This window comes from Variovorax humicola, assembly GCF_037889915.1.
GTDB classification, from domain to species: Bacteria; Pseudomonadota; Gammaproteobacteria; order Burkholderiales; family Burkholderiaceae_C; genus Variovorax; species Variovorax humicola.
Map to the genome: position 1 here is coordinate 575,453 of NZ_JBBKZV010000002.1, position 14,165 is coordinate 589,617.

Sequence of the window (14,165 nt, forward strand, 5' to 3'; positions counted from 1 at the left end):
ACCAACCCCACACACGCACACGCAGACGCACTTGCCCATCATGAATCAAGTCACACCCGGACGCCGCAAGATCAGCCTATGGCAAACCGCGCTTGAAGTCCCGCGCGCCATGGCGGAAGCAACCGTGTCGACATGCTCGTGGCCTCTGCTGGCCTCGGCGCCCAAGGGCGACGGCCATCCGGTGCTCTTGCTGCCCGGGTTCATGGCGCCCGAGTCGAGCATGCTGCCGCTCAGGGCCTTCCTGTCGAATCGCGGATACGCCGTGGAGAGCTGGGGCTTCGGCCGCAACGTCGGCTTCCAGGCCAGGCATGCCGCTGCGCTCGAGCGCAAGCTCGAATACATGCACCATCTTCACGGCCGCAAGGTCAGCATGGTCGGCTGGAGCCTGGGCGGCGTGTTCGGGCTCTATGCGTCGCATCGCGCGCCCGATTGCGTGCGCTCGCTGATCACGCTCGGCAGCCCGATCACGCCCGGTGTCGACGGCACCGGCGCCGCGCCCGGCGTGCTGGCCCTCTACCGCACGGTCGCGCACCGGCTGGGTCCCGACGCGCACATGCTGCAGCCCCAGGTGCGCAAGGCTTTGTCGCATTCGCCCGCACATCCGATGAGTTGCCTGTGGTCGCGCTCGGACGGCGTGGTGCCGCCGATGGAGGCGCAGGTGGCCGACGACTCGCCCGTGCATGAAAACATCCTGGTGCCCGGCAGCCACTGCGGCCTTGTCTTCAACGCGATGGTGCTCTGGATCATCGCGGAGCGGTTGGCGCAACCCGAGGACGACTGGCAGCCTTTCGCGCCTGCGGGCATGCCCGGCGCAACCTACCGGGCACTGGCCGCAGCCTTCTGAAATGAAACACCCCCGATGCGCGTGCGGCGCTTCGGGGGTGATTCATTGTTCGGCGGCGTTCACGGCCAGGGTGTCCTGGGCGTCTTCATCGAAGCCCTGGACCGGCTGCGCCTTGGCCAGCGCCATCCAGACGCTGAACGGGATGCGCTGGACCGGACGGTGCAGCGCCGCACGCGCCACTGACAATCGGCCGCCTTCGAGCACGAGCACACCGCACCCTTCGGGTACTTCGTCGGGTGAGGCAATGCAGCGGCCTTTCGCATCATTGCCCAGCACGTACCAGCATTCGCCGCCGAGGTCGAGATAGGCAGCGCGCTTGTCGGGCTTGCGCAGGTCGCCGAGCAGGTCGGCGCGGCTCACCTTGACCTCGTGCACGATGGGGTGCGCATAGGCCTCGACGGTGGTGTTGCGGATCGAGAAGACATCGGGCCTGGCGATGCACCAGCGCGGCTTGCCGCCCTCTTCCGCCGGCGCCAGGCGGGCACGCAGGCTCAGGCCGCGCCAGGCGATCCGGCCGCCGCGCGTCATTTCGCGGGCGACCTGTTCGACGAGCGCCTCGTGCGTGGACAACGCCGAGCGGTTGACGACGAGCGAACTGGCCACGAAGGCGATGCCGCAGTCGGTGAGGCGCAGGGTTTCGTGGCCCTGGGCCGAGCGCACGCGTTCCAGCAAACCCGCGGCGAGCAGGTCGATCTCGACGGGGTCGCAGCAGGGCCAGCCGGCCGAGCGATAGACCTCGCGCAAGCGGCGTGCGTGCAGGCGGCTGAGTTCGAGGTTGAGGAGAGGCTCCTTGACCGGCGGCGCGGTGCCAGGGTCAGTGACGGGTGGAACGATGCTCGGTGGATCGCCCTCGGGCGGCGGCCCCGGCGGCACGTAGGGCGGAGGCATCGGCGGCACGCCGGTGGGCGGCGGGTCGACGGGCACCTCATGGGCGGTGATTGCGGCGGCTGGCATGACCAAAGGTTAATGGCTAATGAAAGTCACGGCTCGTGTGGTTCGCAGCCAGCCGACCCATCAGCGGGGTCAAATCGCGGAAGCCCGTGGCGACCACGTGGCAGACCTTGCCGCCGCTGTCGACGTCGCGCTGCCAGGTGCCCTGCACGGCCAGCAAATGCGACTGCAGCAGCGGGGCTCGCCAAGCTTCGACGATGGAACTCCAGACGATCACGTTGACGTTGCCGGTCTCGTCTTCCAGCGTGACGAAGATGGTGCCGTTGGCGGTTTGCGGGCGCTGCCGGCCCATGACGATGCCGCAGGCGCGCACGGTGCGGCCGTTGGGCAAGTCATGCAATTGCCGGGCGCTGAGGAGCTTCATGCGAGCCAGGCGTGGGCGCAGCAGTTCGAGCGGATGGCGACGCAGCGTGAGGCGCAAGGATGCATAGTCGCCGACGATTTCCTCGCCCTCGGGAGCTGGGGGCAATTCCAGGGGACGCTCGTGAATTGGCACGCCCTTCAGCAGCGCCGGTGAACGGCGCTGGGCGGTCGCGTCCCAGACTTGCTGGCGGCGGTGGCCCGAGAGCGCCATGAGCGCGTCGGCGCCGGCCAGGGCGGCCATGTCCTTGGCGTCGAGTTCGGCGCGCAGGGCGAGGTCTTCGGTGCTGCTGAAAGGGGCCCGGGCGCGGGCTTCGAGGAGACGATTTGCGCCAGCCTCGCTCAGGCCGACGATCCGGCGCAGGCCGAGCCTCACTGCAGGTTGGTGGGGGTTGCCGCCCTCACCCCGGCCCTCTCTCGCTTTCGGGAGAGGGCCGGGGTGAGGTGCCTCCAGCGTGCAATCGTTCTCGCTGACCGTGACGTCGACGGGGCGCACATCCACGCCGTGGCGGCGGGCGTCCTGCACAAGTTGCGAAGGCGAATAGAAACCCATCGGCTGCGAGTCGAGCATGGCGGCAAGGAAGCAGGCCGGCTCGTAGCGCTTGAGCCAGCAGCTCACGACCACCAGCAGCGCAAAGCTCGCTGCATGGCTCTCGGGAAAGCCGTATTCGCCGAAGCCCTGGATCTGCTTGAAGATGGCTTCGGCGAAGGCCGGGTCGTAGCCGCGCTCGACCATGCCGTTCACCAGCCGGTCGTAGAAATGGCCGACGCCGCCCTTGCGCTTCCAGGCCGCCATCGAGCGGCGCAGCTTGTCGGCCTCATCGGGTGTGAACTCGGCCGCGATCATCGCGATCTGCATCACCTGTTCCTGGAAGATCGGCACGCCGAGCGTGCGGCCCAGCGCTTCATGCAGGCCCTTGGGATAGTCGATGAGCTTCGGGTTCTGGCGGCGCTTCAGGTACGGATGGACCATGCCGCCCTGGATGGGCCCGGGCCGCACGATCGCGACCTCGATCACCAGGTCGTAGTAGTTGCGCGGCTTGAGGCGCGGCAGCATCGACATCTGCGCGCGGCTCTCGATCTGGAACACGCCGATGGTGTCGGCCTCGCAGATCATGTCGTAGACCTTCTCGTCGTCATTCGGGATCTGGTGCATCTGCAGCGACGTGCCGCGCCACCGGTTGACGAAATCCAGTGCGCGGCGAATGGCGCTCAGCATGCCGAGCGCGAGCACGTCGACCTTGAGCATGCCCATGGCCTCGAGGTCGTCCTTCTCCCACTGGATGACGGAACGGTCTTTCATGGACGCTTTCTCGACCGGCACCAGCCGCGTGAGCTTGCTCTGCGTGAGCACGAAGCCGCCGACGTGCTGGCTCAGGTGGCGCGGAAAACCCTTGAGCTGCTGCGTGAGTTCGAGCCACTGGCGCAGCTTGAGCGCGCTCTCGCGCACGCCGGCCGCAAGCATCGCCTGCTCGATTCGTTCGTCCTGCACCTCGTGGTCGAACCAATGGTGGTCCTTGGCAAACGCTTCGATGAGGCGCTCGTCGATGCCGAGGGCCTTGCCCACGTCGCGCAGGGCACTGCGCGTGCGGTAGCAGATGACGACGGCCGCGATGGCGGCGCGGTCGCGGCCGTATTTCTCGTAGATGTACTGGATGACTTCCTCGCGCCGCTGGTGCTCGAAGTCGACGTCGATGTCGGGTGGCTCGCGGCGCTCGCGGCTCAGGAAACGCTCGAACAGCAGGTGGCCCGTCTCGGGGTTGATAGCGGTGATTTCAAGGCAATAGCAGACGGCCGAGTTGGCGGACGATCCGCGGCCCTGGCACAGGATGTGTCGCCCGCGGGCGAAGCGCACGATGTCCTCCACGGTGAGGAAGAACATCTCGTACTTCAGTTCGATGATGAGGTCGAGCTCGCGCTGGATCTGCAGGCGGATCGCGTCTGAGACGCCGTTCGGATACCTGACACGGGCGCCTTCCCAGGTTCGGCGTATCAGCGTTTGCGTCGGCGTCTCGCCGCCGCCGACGTTTTCCAGCGGGTACTTGTAGTGCTCGCGGATCACTTCGAGGTCGAAGCGGCAGCGCGCCATCACTTCGAGCGTGTTGGCCAGCAATTCGGGTGGATGGAGATCGGCCAGCCGCATGCGAGAGCGCAGGTGGCGCTCCGCATTGGGCTGCAGCGCAAAGCCGCACTCGGCCACCGGCTTGCCTTCGCGGATCGCGGTGACCACGTCCTGCAGCGGCTTGCGCGAGCGCTTGTGCATGTGCACGTCGCCGGCGGCCACAAGGGGCACTTGAACCCGCACGCCGAGTTCTTGCAGCGCGGCAAGCCAGAGGTCGTCGTCAATGTCGTTCTGCAACTCGGCAGCGATCCACAGGTGGGCGCCGAACAGCTCGAAGGCGCTCGCCAGGTCGGCGCAAGCCGTCGTCATGTCCATCGCAACACCGGGCAGGCGTTGCGGCACGAACAAGACTTCGCAATGGCGCAACGAAGCCACGTCGCTCGTCTCCCAATCCACGCGGTATTCGCCTTTGGGTGCCGCGGTGTTGCGCGCGGCGGTAATGAACTCGCAGAGATTGCCCCAGCCTTGGAGGTCGTGCGCGATCACCACGAGCTTGAAGCGCCCGAAGGCGAACTCGCTGCCGAACAGGATGCGGAAGCCCGGGTTGCGTGGCAGCGGCGCCTCGTCGGGATGGACGCGCTCGTACTCGGTCAGCGCTTCGAGATACTCGCGCAAGCCGACATGCGCGCGCACCACCCCGGCCACCGAGCATTCGTCGGTGATGGCAAGCGCCCGGTAGCCGAGTTGATACGCACGCTCGACCAGTTCCTCGGGGTTCGACGCACCGCGCTGGAAGCTGAAATTGCTCAAGGCATGCAGTTCGGCATAGTCGGGCAGGCCCGGCAACATCACGCGCTTCGGCGGTGCGCGCAACGGATGCGGCTTGCGCCCCTGCAGTTGCTTGTCGCTGAGTTCAGGCATAGAGGCCTTGCAGGTACCAGCGCGGCAACACGTCCGACCGCAGCGGGGCCGATGCTCGCTCCCGGTAGATCCACACCAGCCCGGCGCCGGGGCTTTCGGCGATGTAGTAGTCGCGCACGGCCGGCTCGCCGCTGTTCCACCAGCCGGCCGCCACCTGGTGCGGGCCGGTCAGGCGGCGCAGACGGCCCTGGTAGCAAGGGCGCTCGCCATCCATCTCCAGCCGCAGGGGTTCGCGCAGGAGCCATGGCGGGTACAGGGCATCGGGCTGAGGTGGCGTCGGCGCCGAGCGTTTGGCGGCCAGCGCCGGCTGCCACTCTTGCATGGCTTCGGGCCGATGGTCGGCCCGCCTCACCGGCACCACCACCTGAGGCGCGCCGAGCCGCGCGCTGAGGCGCTCGACCAGTTCGTGCAGCTTGTCGCCCTTGCGCGAGTCCTCGGGCAGGAAGCTGGTGCTGGCCGCAGCCCAGGGCGAGGTCTCGACCGTGCGCAGGCGCAGCCAACTGGCGGGCGCGGCCAGTTGGGTCAGCGCCAGTTTTTCGCTCATGAGGCGACGCAGGTGCGCCATGTCCTGCGTGGGCTGGGCCGTGCGCACGATGATGGCCTGGTGCGGTGGCAGGTCGACGCCGTTGAAGCGCTTGAGGTCGAGCGTCCATTGCAACTCCAGCGCCACCGCGCCGCGTTGGCGTGCGCGCAGCCAGACCTGCAGCGCAGAGAGCAAGCGGTTGGCCGACCACATGAGTTCGGGCGCAGTTTCGGCAAGCGCGGGCAGCTCCAGCTTTTGCTCGAACACGTCGGGCAGCGTGAGCCACTTGTATTGATCGGGGCGCTGGCCCCAGGCGATGTCGAGCGCCTCGCGCAGGACTGTGTCGAAGCGCCGCGCCAGCCCGCCACGCGGCAATGCCGCCACCTCGCCCCAGGTCTGGCAACCCAGGCGAGCCAGTACGTCGAGGTGCGGTTGCGCGGCCGAAAGTGTGTCCAGCGGCAAGGCGGCCGGAACGTCGGCGGGCGGCTTCTGGCCACGCGCGAACAAGCGCAAGCGGGCCAATGCAATGAGGCTGGTCGCGCCCTGCGCCTGTTGCACGCGCGCTTCTGACGGATTCGACGCAGAAATCTGGCGCATCAACGAAAGTCGGCCACCCCACAGGCGCTCGCAGGCGGAGACTTCAAGCAGCAAGCCCTCGTCGAGCCAGGCCACGCGAGGCGTGAACTGCAGCGCCCACCAGCCGAGCGCTTCGCGCGAGAGCTCGGCTTCAGGCTGCCAGCGCAACGCGATCCAGTGCACCGTGTACTCCTTTCCAGGCGCCGTCATCCACCCCCACGCCGGGCCCGGCGCGGCGCTCGATGCGCACCACCATGGCGCTCGCCTCCACCGGCATCACGCCCTGCGCCTGCAGCCGTGCCTTGCGGCGCAACTGGCTGGCAGCCAGCAAGGCGGTCATGCGCCCGTTGCGCGCGGGCAGTGTGAGCGGCGCCGCGAGCGGCGGGCCGCGTCGCTTGAGCAAATGAACCTGCATCCGCCCTTCCGACTCCGGCACGACCTGCAACCGCAGCCGCGCCGGCGAAGCGGTCTGCGCGACCGACTCGGGCCGGAACACGAACAGCAAGCCCTCGTGCTGCGCAGCCGCCAGTTGCAGCCGCCGCAACTCGCCCACGCGCGCCTGCGGCAGCCAGGCCAAGACGGCCGCCACATCAGCACAACGCAGCGCTTGTTCGCAGGCCCACAAATGCAAGGCATGTGCCCCCACGCTCGGCACTCCGTGTCCTCGCTGCCCCCCGAGGGGGCGCTCGCTTGCTTGGGGCGGCCCGGCGCGGCGCTCGGGCGGTCCCCCCCGAATCCACAGCAACGCCTCCGCCGGCAAGCCCCCGGCCGCCAGCGCCGGCCCGAACGGCTCATGCGGCGCACCGATCAACACGACCGGCCCGCCACGCTCCTGCACCGCCTGCGCCAGCGCGGGCAGCAGCAACTGCCAGACATGCGCCTCGGGCGTGGACTGCAGCACTTCCGTCATCGCACCCACCGGCCAGCCGCCGCCGGGCAACTGCGCATCGAGCGCGGCGTGGCCGGTGGCAACGACCTGCGCGTCGGCACCGCCCAGTTCGTCGCCGCGCCAGACGTTAGGACGCCCGGAGGTCAAGAAAGGGTCGAGGGAAAGGAGGCCCATGATGGAATCGATAGCTGCATGGAAGGAGATCCGCTTGGCTCCAGACGAATCGAAGTACTGGATGAATATCCAGTAATATTAGCCCTGTTTTGCGGACTCTGCCGCCTTTCGCACCACTGGGCCAGAGGTCAAACGCCGCAGATCCGCGCCAAATATCAATCCCTCTGGCAGAACCACGCCGGCCGCCCGCATCCGCTACAACCCTGATAGAACGCGCCAGCCCGATTCCTATAATCCGCGTCGCGAAATCGGTTCAATCCGCTGCGGCGGCACAGTGCGAAGGGCACTTCATGGAAGCGTGGTTCAGTTCGGAATTGCAGCCGATTTGCGAGTCGCCGCTGTTCGTCTCCGACGACCCCGACGTGGTCAAGCAGCAGACGGCAGACGCCTTCAAGGAGCATGACCTGTTCTGGGGCCGGGGCAAGGTCGATGCGGCGCTGTACGGCACGCGTGTCGGCGCCCTCTCCTTCTTCGTTCTCCAATACGGCGCCGCGGTGCACATCGAGCCGGGGCAACTCGACGGCTTCGTGCTGTTCCAGGTGCCCCTCGCCGGCTCGGCCGAGATCCGGGTGAACGGCCGGCCCGTGGCCGCATCACCGAGCACGGGCGTCGTGATTTCGCCGAGTCTCAGCCTGGAACTGGACTGGCACGAGGGCTGCCGCCAACTGCTCGTGAAGATCCCGCGGGAACGGGTGGAGAACGCCTGCCGCAACCTTCTCGAGGACGACGTGGCCCGGCCGATCGAGTTCGATCCGGAACTGCATCTCGACAACGACGCGGGCCGCAGTTGGCAGCATCAGCTTGCCAGCCATTTCTGCAACCTGCACATGCCCTCGCCCGCCTTTGCGCCGCAACTGCTGCCGGCGCAGGAAGAAGCGCTCATCCATCACTTGCTGCTGCGCCAGGGCAGCAACTATTCCGAACGCCTGTCGCATGCGCCGCGCGCTGCCGCGCCGCGCCAGGTGCGCGCGGCCCAGCACTTCATTCATGCGAACCTGTACGACTCGCTCACCCTGGAGATGATTGCGAAGGCCAGCGGCTCCAGCGTGCGCAGCCTGTGCCTGGCGTTCCAGAAGCACCTGCAGCAATCGCCGATGGCCTATGCGCGCATGGCCCGGCTGGAACGTGCGCGGGAGGAACTCGTCAACGCGCCGGCCGGCACCCAAGTCACGGATGTCGCGTTGCGCTGGGGCTTCAACCATGTGGGGCGGTTCAGCACCGCCTATCGCAAGCGCTACGGCGAATCGCCGCTGCAGACGCTGAGGGCGGCGTAGGTTTCTTCCGAATCACAGACACCCAGGTCCCGGTTCCGGATATCCGGCGCAGCGTTCCAGCAGCAGCGTCGCCGTCACTTCGATTCGTTCGCGCGTGAGAACCACACGCGCGGCGAGACGCCCTGGTCGGGGCCCAGCGCCGAGTAGCCACCGTCCACCGGAATGTCGGCGCCCGTGATCCACGACGCCGCATCGGAGCACACGAAGGCGACCGCATTGCCCACCTCGGCGCCGTCGCCCACGCGGCCGAGCGGATGCAGGGGCGCCGCCACGGCATCGGCATGCGCGCGCGATCCCTCGCTCAACGATTCGACGGATGGCGACCAGGTCCACGCGGGCGACACGGCCACGACGCGAATGCCTTGAGGCGCCACCGTCACGGCCATGCTCCTGGTGAGTTGCAGCATCGCAGCCTTGGAAGCCGGATACAGCGCGCGCCCCGCGGAACCGAACTTGCCGCCGACACTGCCCAGGTTGACGATCACGCTGCCGCGAAGCATGTGCGGCAGCACCTTCTGCGAAAAGATCGCCGCCGAGATCAGGTTGACGCCGAGCGTCTGGTGCCACTGTTCGCGGGTCGATGCGATGCCCTGGTCGGTGTAGATGCACGCGTTGTTGACCAGGATGTCGATGCGGCCGAAGCGCTCCAGCGTCGTCTTCACGCACTGGTCGATCTGCTCGTCCTGCTCGATGTCGACTTCGCAGTAGATGGCCTTCACGCCCGGCCGTTCGGTGAGTTCCCATACGAGCGCGTGGCCTGCGTCCTTGTTGCGCCCGACCACCACGACATGCGCGCCCGATGCGGACAACACGCGCGCGATGTCGGCGCCCAGCCCCTGCGTGCTGCCGGTGACGATGGCGACCTTGCCGCTGAGAGAAGCGTTCATTTCGGCGCTCACTGGGTAACCTCCGTGCTTCGCACTGCGCTCATGAAAACACCGCCTCGCCACGGGCGATCTGCGCGATCAGGCCCATGCTTCGCAGCGAGGCCTCGTGCTCCACCATCTGCGCCGACGCGCAGGCGTCAGCGGCCACTGTCACTTCGTAGCCCATGTCCACCGCGTGCCGCACCGTGCTCTCGACGACGGAATGCGTGGCCACGCCGGCGACGACCAGGCGCCTGGCATTCACGATGCGCAGCAATTCCTCCAGTTCCGTGCCGTAGAAGGCATTCACACGGCGGTGCCGCACCACGAACTCGTTGGCGCGCGCGGTGTCCGGCCCCAGCGGCTCGTAGAACGCCGAACCCCAGGCGCCGTCCATCACCGCGCCGATGGCCGCGACGTTGCGAAAAATCGGCGCGTTCTGGATGAGGTCGGCGTAATCCGGACGAAACGCAATGCGCACATGCACGATCGGCCATTCCCGCTGCCGGGCGCCTTGCAACAACGCTTGCGCCGCTGCAATCACCGCACCGCGCACCGGGCTGTCCGCGCTCATGCCGACGCGGATCTTGCCTTCCGGATGCAGGACGTCGTTCTGATAGTGCAGCGCGAGGACTGCCACACCTTGGGACACGCCTTGCGACAAGTCTTGGGACTGCGCCGCCATCAGATGAAGATTTCCAGGTTCTCGTGCGCCGCGTCGCAATTGACGAGGTTCACGCGCTTCATGCGCAGGCGCCAGCCATCCCCTTCCGTCGCGAGCTTGTAGATGTAGTCGCCAGCCAGTTGGCGCGTCTGCTTCTTGCGCCACTCCGTCATCTGGAACACGGCGCGTACCACGAGGTTGCCGCCCGCATCGACGCCATCGACGCTCACGCTGCCCACCAGCCGTGTCGCATGCGTCGGCGGCTGCTGCGACCAGTTGCGCGGGTTCTCGATGCGGCGCACCCGCACTTCGCGCAGCATCCTGTCTTCCCACGCGAGCGAGATGTGGTCGTAGGGGCTGGCCTGGCCGTGTTGCTGTGGCAGCCAGTACATGCCGCCGTCGGTCCATAGCGCCAGCCACTCGTCCCAACGGCGCTCGTCGAGCAGGCGGGCTTCGCGGTAGATGAACTGCTGCAGACGCAGCCAGGTCTCCATCGGCACGTCGACCGGCCTCAGCTTGTCGACGGACACATCGAAGTCGAGGTCAAGCAGCATGGGCTGGCTCCTGCAGGAACGCGTTTTCGCTCATCATGAACTGCCTCCAGGCCTTGAACTGGTTGCGCATGGGCAGCTCGCTGGTGCCGTTGGTCGACACCATGCCGCCGGGCATGGCGCGGTCGGTGCCGTGATAGCGGTGCATGCTGACCCAGTCGCCGCCTTTGTTGAGGTTGCCGTCCTGGCAGCGGCCGTACACCTCGATGTCGTCGGGCATGACGTTCGACGAGGGCGAATTGATGAGGTTGGCATACACCAGCGCGCGCTTGAACAATGCGGGCGGTGCATCCTTGAGCCGGAAGACCTGGATCTCGACCAGCGTGCGGTCCACCGAGATCGGGCGGATCACGCGGAACTGCTGGAACACGGTGTGCGGCGATCCGCTGCCGTAGATGATGGTGTTGTGCCGGTTCATTCCGAGGATCTCGCGGGCCCTCTGCTCGCCGTAGGCTTGCTTCAGCGACTCGAAGTGGGCGCGCGTCACCGGGTCCTTGTCGGCCGCACCCGGGTCGAAGATGCCTTCCATGTAGCCATGGCCGTTGTCATAGGCGCAGAGGTCGAGCTTTTCCCAGAACTCGTAGGGCTCGCCGTTGCCGTCCATGATGTGCAGTTCCAGCGGCATGCTGCCGATGGCCTTGGCCTCGTCGCGTGCAGCCATGAAGGAGGACTCGTGCGTCACGCGGGCGTGCATCGTGTCGTGCAGGTTTTCGTAGAACACCTTCCAGTTGGAGGGTTGCAGCACGCGAAAAACGCCGCCGGCCACCTCGACTTCGCCCGAGGGCGAACGGTCGCAGAGGTTGTCGATGGAACTGATCACGCCGCCGAGGAAGGCCTTGAGATCCGGCCCCTCGGCCGACTGGTTGACGAACACGAAGCCGCGATAGTTCTCGACGCGCGCCAGCCGGCGCATCGAGAAATCCGGATGCTGCGGGTCGAAGCAGGTGCCCTCCAAGCCGAGCTTCATCGGCGCGGCAAGGTGCTGGCCGTCGAGCTTGAAAGTCCATGCGTGGTACGGGCAGCGAAAGAACTTGCCGGCGTTGTTGTCGCCCTCGGGCACCAGCTTGGCGCCCTTGTGCGGGCAGCGGTTGTAGAGCACGTGCACCTGCTTGTCGCCCGCGCGCACCATCACGACATCCTGGTTGCCGATGCGCGTGGTGTGGGTGTCGCCGGGGTTGGGCACCTGGCTTTCGTGGCCGGCGTAGATCCACACGCGGCCATAGATGCGCGACATCTCCAGCTCGAAGAGCGCCGGGTCGGTGTAGACCGACTTGTGCACGCTGTCGCCGCGCACCAGTGCGGCGATCTGGTCGTCCGGGCGCGACATCAGTATTTCCAGTTGCGCATCAGCGTGTTCGACGGTTGCGACTCGTCGAGCAGCTTTCGCGCGGTCGATGCGCCTGCGACCGGCAGGCCGTCGGGGCTGAGCTTGCCGATCTGCACCAGCACGCTGGCCTGGTCCCAGTAGATGTGCTCGTGGTAGAGCTTGTCGCCGCGGAACTTGACGATCGCCACGAGCGGGATCTCCACGTACTTGCCGGTGGGTTCGACGCCCGGCAGCATCCAGTCGATCTCGCAGGTGTGGGTGAAGCAGAACAGCATCTCGTCCACGATCTGCGTCGCACCGATGGTGCGCGACAGCGGCACGAGCTTCGTGTCCGGCGGGTTGCTGTTCACGAAGTGGTTCGCATAGAAGTGCTTGAGCTGCTTGTGCCCGACGCCGCCCGTCATCGTGGGGACATGGTTCACGTAGGGCTCGGCGACCATCGTGGCCATGGTGTCGTCGACGTTGCGCGTGGCGAACTCGTACTCGCAGTGCTTGTCCCACAGCGCCGACAGGTCGTGCTCCGGCCCGATCGCCCGCTTGAACGCCGCGATGGAACGCTGGTGTGCCATCAGCGCCGACGGCTTGTCGAAGTGGTCGCCGCCGGTGCGCGCGAACGCATGGTCGACGCCGGGATACACGTACATCTCGACATGCGGATTGCCGGCCAGCGACTGCATGATGGTGTTGCGCGCCTCGGCCGGACAGAACTGGTCGAGTTCGGCAAAGTGCAGCACCAGCTTGCCGCGGATGTTCTTCGCTTCATCGAGGTTGTTGTCGATGCCGACGCCGTAGTAGCTCACGCTGACGTCCGCGTCGGTACGGCAGGCCGCGAGGTAGGCCAGCTTGCCGCCGAGGCAGAAGCCGAGCATGCCGACGCCGCCGGCCACTTCAGGCCGCTTGCGCATCGCGGCGATGGTCGCGGCGAGGTCGTCGACGCCTTTGTTTTCGTCGAAGCCCTGGTAGAGCTTGAAGGCCTTCTGCCAGTCTTCCGGCGTGTAGCCCAGCTCGACGTTCGGCTCCTGGCGCCAGAACAGGTCGGGTGCGAGCACGACGTAGCCTTCCTCGGCGTAGTAATCGGCCACCTCGCGGACATAGGCATTGATGCCGAAGATTTCCTGCGCGAGCACGATGCCCGGGCCCTTGCCCGAGGCGGGCTGCGCAAGGTAGGCGCGGAACTGGCCGCTGCCGTCGGCTGCCGGGATGGTGATGTAGCTTCCCATGGAGGTCTTCCGGTTGGTGGTCGTGGGGTTGTGTCGAGAAGCCGGGCGCATCGTCACTGCAGGTCGGAGATTGCTTCTCTGGCCGGATGGTGCAGCGGCTTGCGCCAATAGTGCAAGCCAGTTTCAGCAGGTTCGGGACATATCCGGCAGTCGCTTCGGTGTCGCGCTGTCGCGGATGCGCCGCGCAGATCAAAGGCCGGCAGTTTGGCCACAACCTCTCCCGCGCTTCGATTCGCGCTTCAGCTTGATGTCTCGATGCCGGCAATGAGCGCTCGCGCGCAACGCAAGGACTTGAAGCCAAGCATGGACTGCACGATGCGTTTGACGGCCCGACGTTCCACTTGATCATCTTTCGCAGCGCCTCGATCATTTGACTTCGGCCTGATAGTCGGTCTCGCCCAGCCCGGCGACCTGAATGCGGCCGAACCCTTGCTCACACCCCTCGGCATGTCTCGTTCTGGGACTCAGTCAGTTCGTCTCTCGGGCGATGAGTTCTAGCAGCCCTGGGAAACATTTCTCGATGTCTCTACGCCGCAGCTGCGCCATGCGGCTGTTGCCGCGGTCCACCTGACGGATAAGACCGGCCTCGCGCAAGACACGAAAGTGATGGGAGCGGGTGGCTTTGCTCAATTGCAGCCCAAAAGATGTGCAGAGCCTTTCGGCCCCATCCGCATCCTCCAATAGCGCCTTGACCACACGGCGCCGCGTTGGATCGGCCAATGCAGTCAGAACCGTCCCCAGTTCAATCTCGTTCAGTGCGGGGTGCCCTTGGTCATCAGGCATAGCTTCTCCTAGGTTGATTTACTTGACGTGGTCAATATACGTACGATATAAATCAGACGTTCGAATATTATCGAACATTCGATTTTATTAGAACCTTCTGGGCATGAGATGCCTTCATTGCAGAACAGGGAGTGTCAACCAATGAGATTTGATTTCGAGCAGGAAGTGCGCTGCAGAGTG

12 protein-coding genes are annotated in these 14,165 nt (G+C 66.3%); 2 read left to right on the forward strand and 10 right to left on the reverse strand.

Annotated features, from left to right (window positions below):
* The first annotated feature begins 40 nt into the window (after window positions 1-40).
* Entirely contained in the window at window positions 41-844 is an 804-nt protein-coding gene (locus WKW80_RS06575) for an esterase/lipase family protein (protein WP_340362738.1), read from the forward strand.
* A 42-nt stretch (window positions 845-886) separates the two neighbouring features.
* Here the strand turns inward: WKW80_RS06575 and WKW80_RS06580 are convergent, their stop codons facing one another.
* The 4 genes from WKW80_RS06580 to WKW80_RS06595 form a co-directional block, all read right to left on the reverse strand.
* Window positions 887-1,798, reverse strand: a complete 912-nt coding sequence (locus tag WKW80_RS06580) for a hypothetical protein (RefSeq protein WP_340362739.1) — start codon at window positions 1,796-1,798, stop codon at window positions 887-889.
* 16 nt (window positions 1,799-1,814) lie between these two features.
* Window positions 1,815-5,066 (reverse strand): error-prone DNA polymerase, encoded by a 3,252-nt coding sequence (locus tag WKW80_RS06585; protein ID WP_422822861.1) that lies wholly within the window; start codon window positions 5,064-5,066, stop codon window positions 1,815-1,817.
* A gap of 64 nt (window positions 5,067-5,130) precedes the next feature.
* A complete protein-coding gene (locus tag WKW80_RS06590) occupies window positions 5,131-6,420 on the reverse strand; it encodes a Y-family DNA polymerase (protein WP_340362741.1) in 1,290 nt (429 codons plus the stop codon).
* Window positions 6,389-7,300 carry a hypothetical protein gene (locus WKW80_RS06595; RefSeq protein ID WP_340362742.1) on the reverse strand — a complete coding sequence of 304 codons (912 nt, stop codon included), beginning with the start codon at window positions 7,298-7,300 and terminating at the stop codon, window positions 6,389-6,391. The genes WKW80_RS06590 and WKW80_RS06595 overlap by 32 nt, the downstream gene beginning before the upstream one ends.
* Window positions 7,301-7,590: 290 nt before the next feature.
* On the opposite strand from WKW80_RS06595, the gene WKW80_RS06600 reads away from it, so the two are divergent.
* The gene (locus WKW80_RS06600; protein ID WP_340362743.1) at window positions 7,591-8,574 is read left to right on the forward strand and encodes an AraC family transcriptional regulator; all 984 of its coding nucleotides are present in this window, start codon (window positions 7,591-7,593) and stop codon (window positions 8,572-8,574) included.
* Between the two features lie 74 nt (window positions 8,575-8,648).
* Here WKW80_RS06600 and WKW80_RS06605 read toward each other — a convergent pair whose 3' ends face one another.
* The 6 genes from WKW80_RS06605 to WKW80_RS06630 all read right to left on the reverse strand — a co-directional run bounded on the left by WKW80_RS06605 (window position 8,649) and on the right by WKW80_RS06630 (window position 13,985).
* Entirely contained in the window at window positions 8,649-9,461 is an 813-nt protein-coding gene (locus WKW80_RS06605) for an SDR family oxidoreductase (RefSeq protein WP_340362744.1), read from the reverse strand.
* A gap of 40 nt (window positions 9,462-9,501) precedes the next feature.
* Window positions 9,502-10,125 (reverse strand): cysteine hydrolase family protein, encoded by a 624-nt coding sequence (locus WKW80_RS06610; RefSeq protein ID WP_340362745.1) that lies wholly within the window; start codon window positions 10,123-10,125, stop codon window positions 9,502-9,504.
* Complete coding sequence (locus WKW80_RS06615) at window positions 10,125-10,658, reverse strand: aromatic-ring-hydroxylating dioxygenase subunit beta (protein ID WP_340362746.1); 534 nt, start codon at window positions 10,656-10,658, stop codon at window positions 10,125-10,127. Before WKW80_RS06615 ends, WKW80_RS06610 begins: the two co-directional genes overlap by 1 nt.
* The gene (locus WKW80_RS06620) at window positions 10,648-11,982 is read right to left on the reverse strand and encodes an aromatic ring-hydroxylating dioxygenase subunit alpha (protein WP_340362747.1); all 1,335 of its coding nucleotides are present in this window, start codon (window positions 11,980-11,982) and stop codon (window positions 10,648-10,650) included. Before WKW80_RS06620 ends, WKW80_RS06615 begins: the two co-directional genes overlap by 11 nt.
* Window positions 11,982-13,202: a dienelactone hydrolase family protein gene (locus WKW80_RS06625; protein WP_340362748.1), complete on the reverse strand. Its 1,221-nt coding sequence runs from the start codon at window positions 13,200-13,202 to the stop codon at window positions 11,982-11,984. The genes WKW80_RS06620 and WKW80_RS06625 overlap by 1 nt, the downstream gene beginning before the upstream one ends.
* 468 nt (window positions 13,203-13,670) lie before the next feature.
* Window positions 13,671-13,985 (reverse strand): ArsR/SmtB family transcription factor, encoded by a 315-nt coding sequence (locus WKW80_RS06630; RefSeq protein WP_340362749.1) that lies wholly within the window; start codon window positions 13,983-13,985, stop codon window positions 13,671-13,673.
* Window positions 13,986-14,165: the final 180 nt, after the last annotated feature.

Excerpts from the sequence above, each read along its gene's own strand:
- WKW80_RS06575 (WP_340362738.1), top strand. The coding sequence starts at position 41 with ATGAATCAAGTCACACCCGGACGCCGCAAGATCAGCCTATGGCAAACC.
- WKW80_RS06595 (WP_340362742.1), bottom strand. The coding sequence starts at position 7,300 with ATGGGCCTCCTTTCCCTCGACCCTTTCTTGACCTCCGGGCGTCCTAAC.
- WKW80_RS06625 (WP_340362748.1), bottom strand. The coding sequence starts at position 13,202 with ATGGGAAGCTACATCACCATCCCGGCAGCCGACGGCAGCGGCCAGTTC.
- WKW80_RS06630 (WP_340362749.1), bottom strand. The coding sequence starts at position 13,985 with ATGCCTGATGACCAAGGGCACCCCGCACTGAACGAGATTGAACTGGGG.
- WKW80_RS06585 (WP_422822861.1), bottom strand. The coding sequence starts at position 5,066 with ATGTTGCCGGGCCTGCCCGACTATGCCGAACTGCATGCCTTGAGCAAT.
- WKW80_RS06605 (WP_340362744.1), bottom strand. The coding sequence starts at position 9,461 with ATGAACGCTTCTCTCAGCGGCAAGGTCGCCATCGTCACCGGCAGCACG.
- WKW80_RS06600 (WP_340362743.1), top strand. The coding sequence starts at position 7,591 with ATGGAAGCGTGGTTCAGTTCGGAATTGCAGCCGATTTGCGAGTCGCCG.
- WKW80_RS06610 (WP_340362745.1), bottom strand. The coding sequence starts at position 10,125 with ATGGCGGCGCAGTCCCAAGACTTGTCGCAAGGCGTGTCCCAAGGTGTG.
- WKW80_RS06580 (WP_340362739.1), bottom strand. The coding sequence starts at position 1,798 with ATGCCAGCCGCCGCAATCACCGCCCATGAGGTGCCCGTCGACCCGCCG.
- WKW80_RS06620 (WP_340362747.1), bottom strand. The coding sequence starts at position 11,982 with ATGTCGCGCCCGGACGACCAGATCGCCGCACTGGTGCGCGGCGACAGC.
- WKW80_RS06615 (WP_340362746.1), bottom strand. The coding sequence starts at position 10,658 with ATGCTGCTTGACCTCGACTTCGATGTGTCCGTCGACAAGCTGAGGCCG.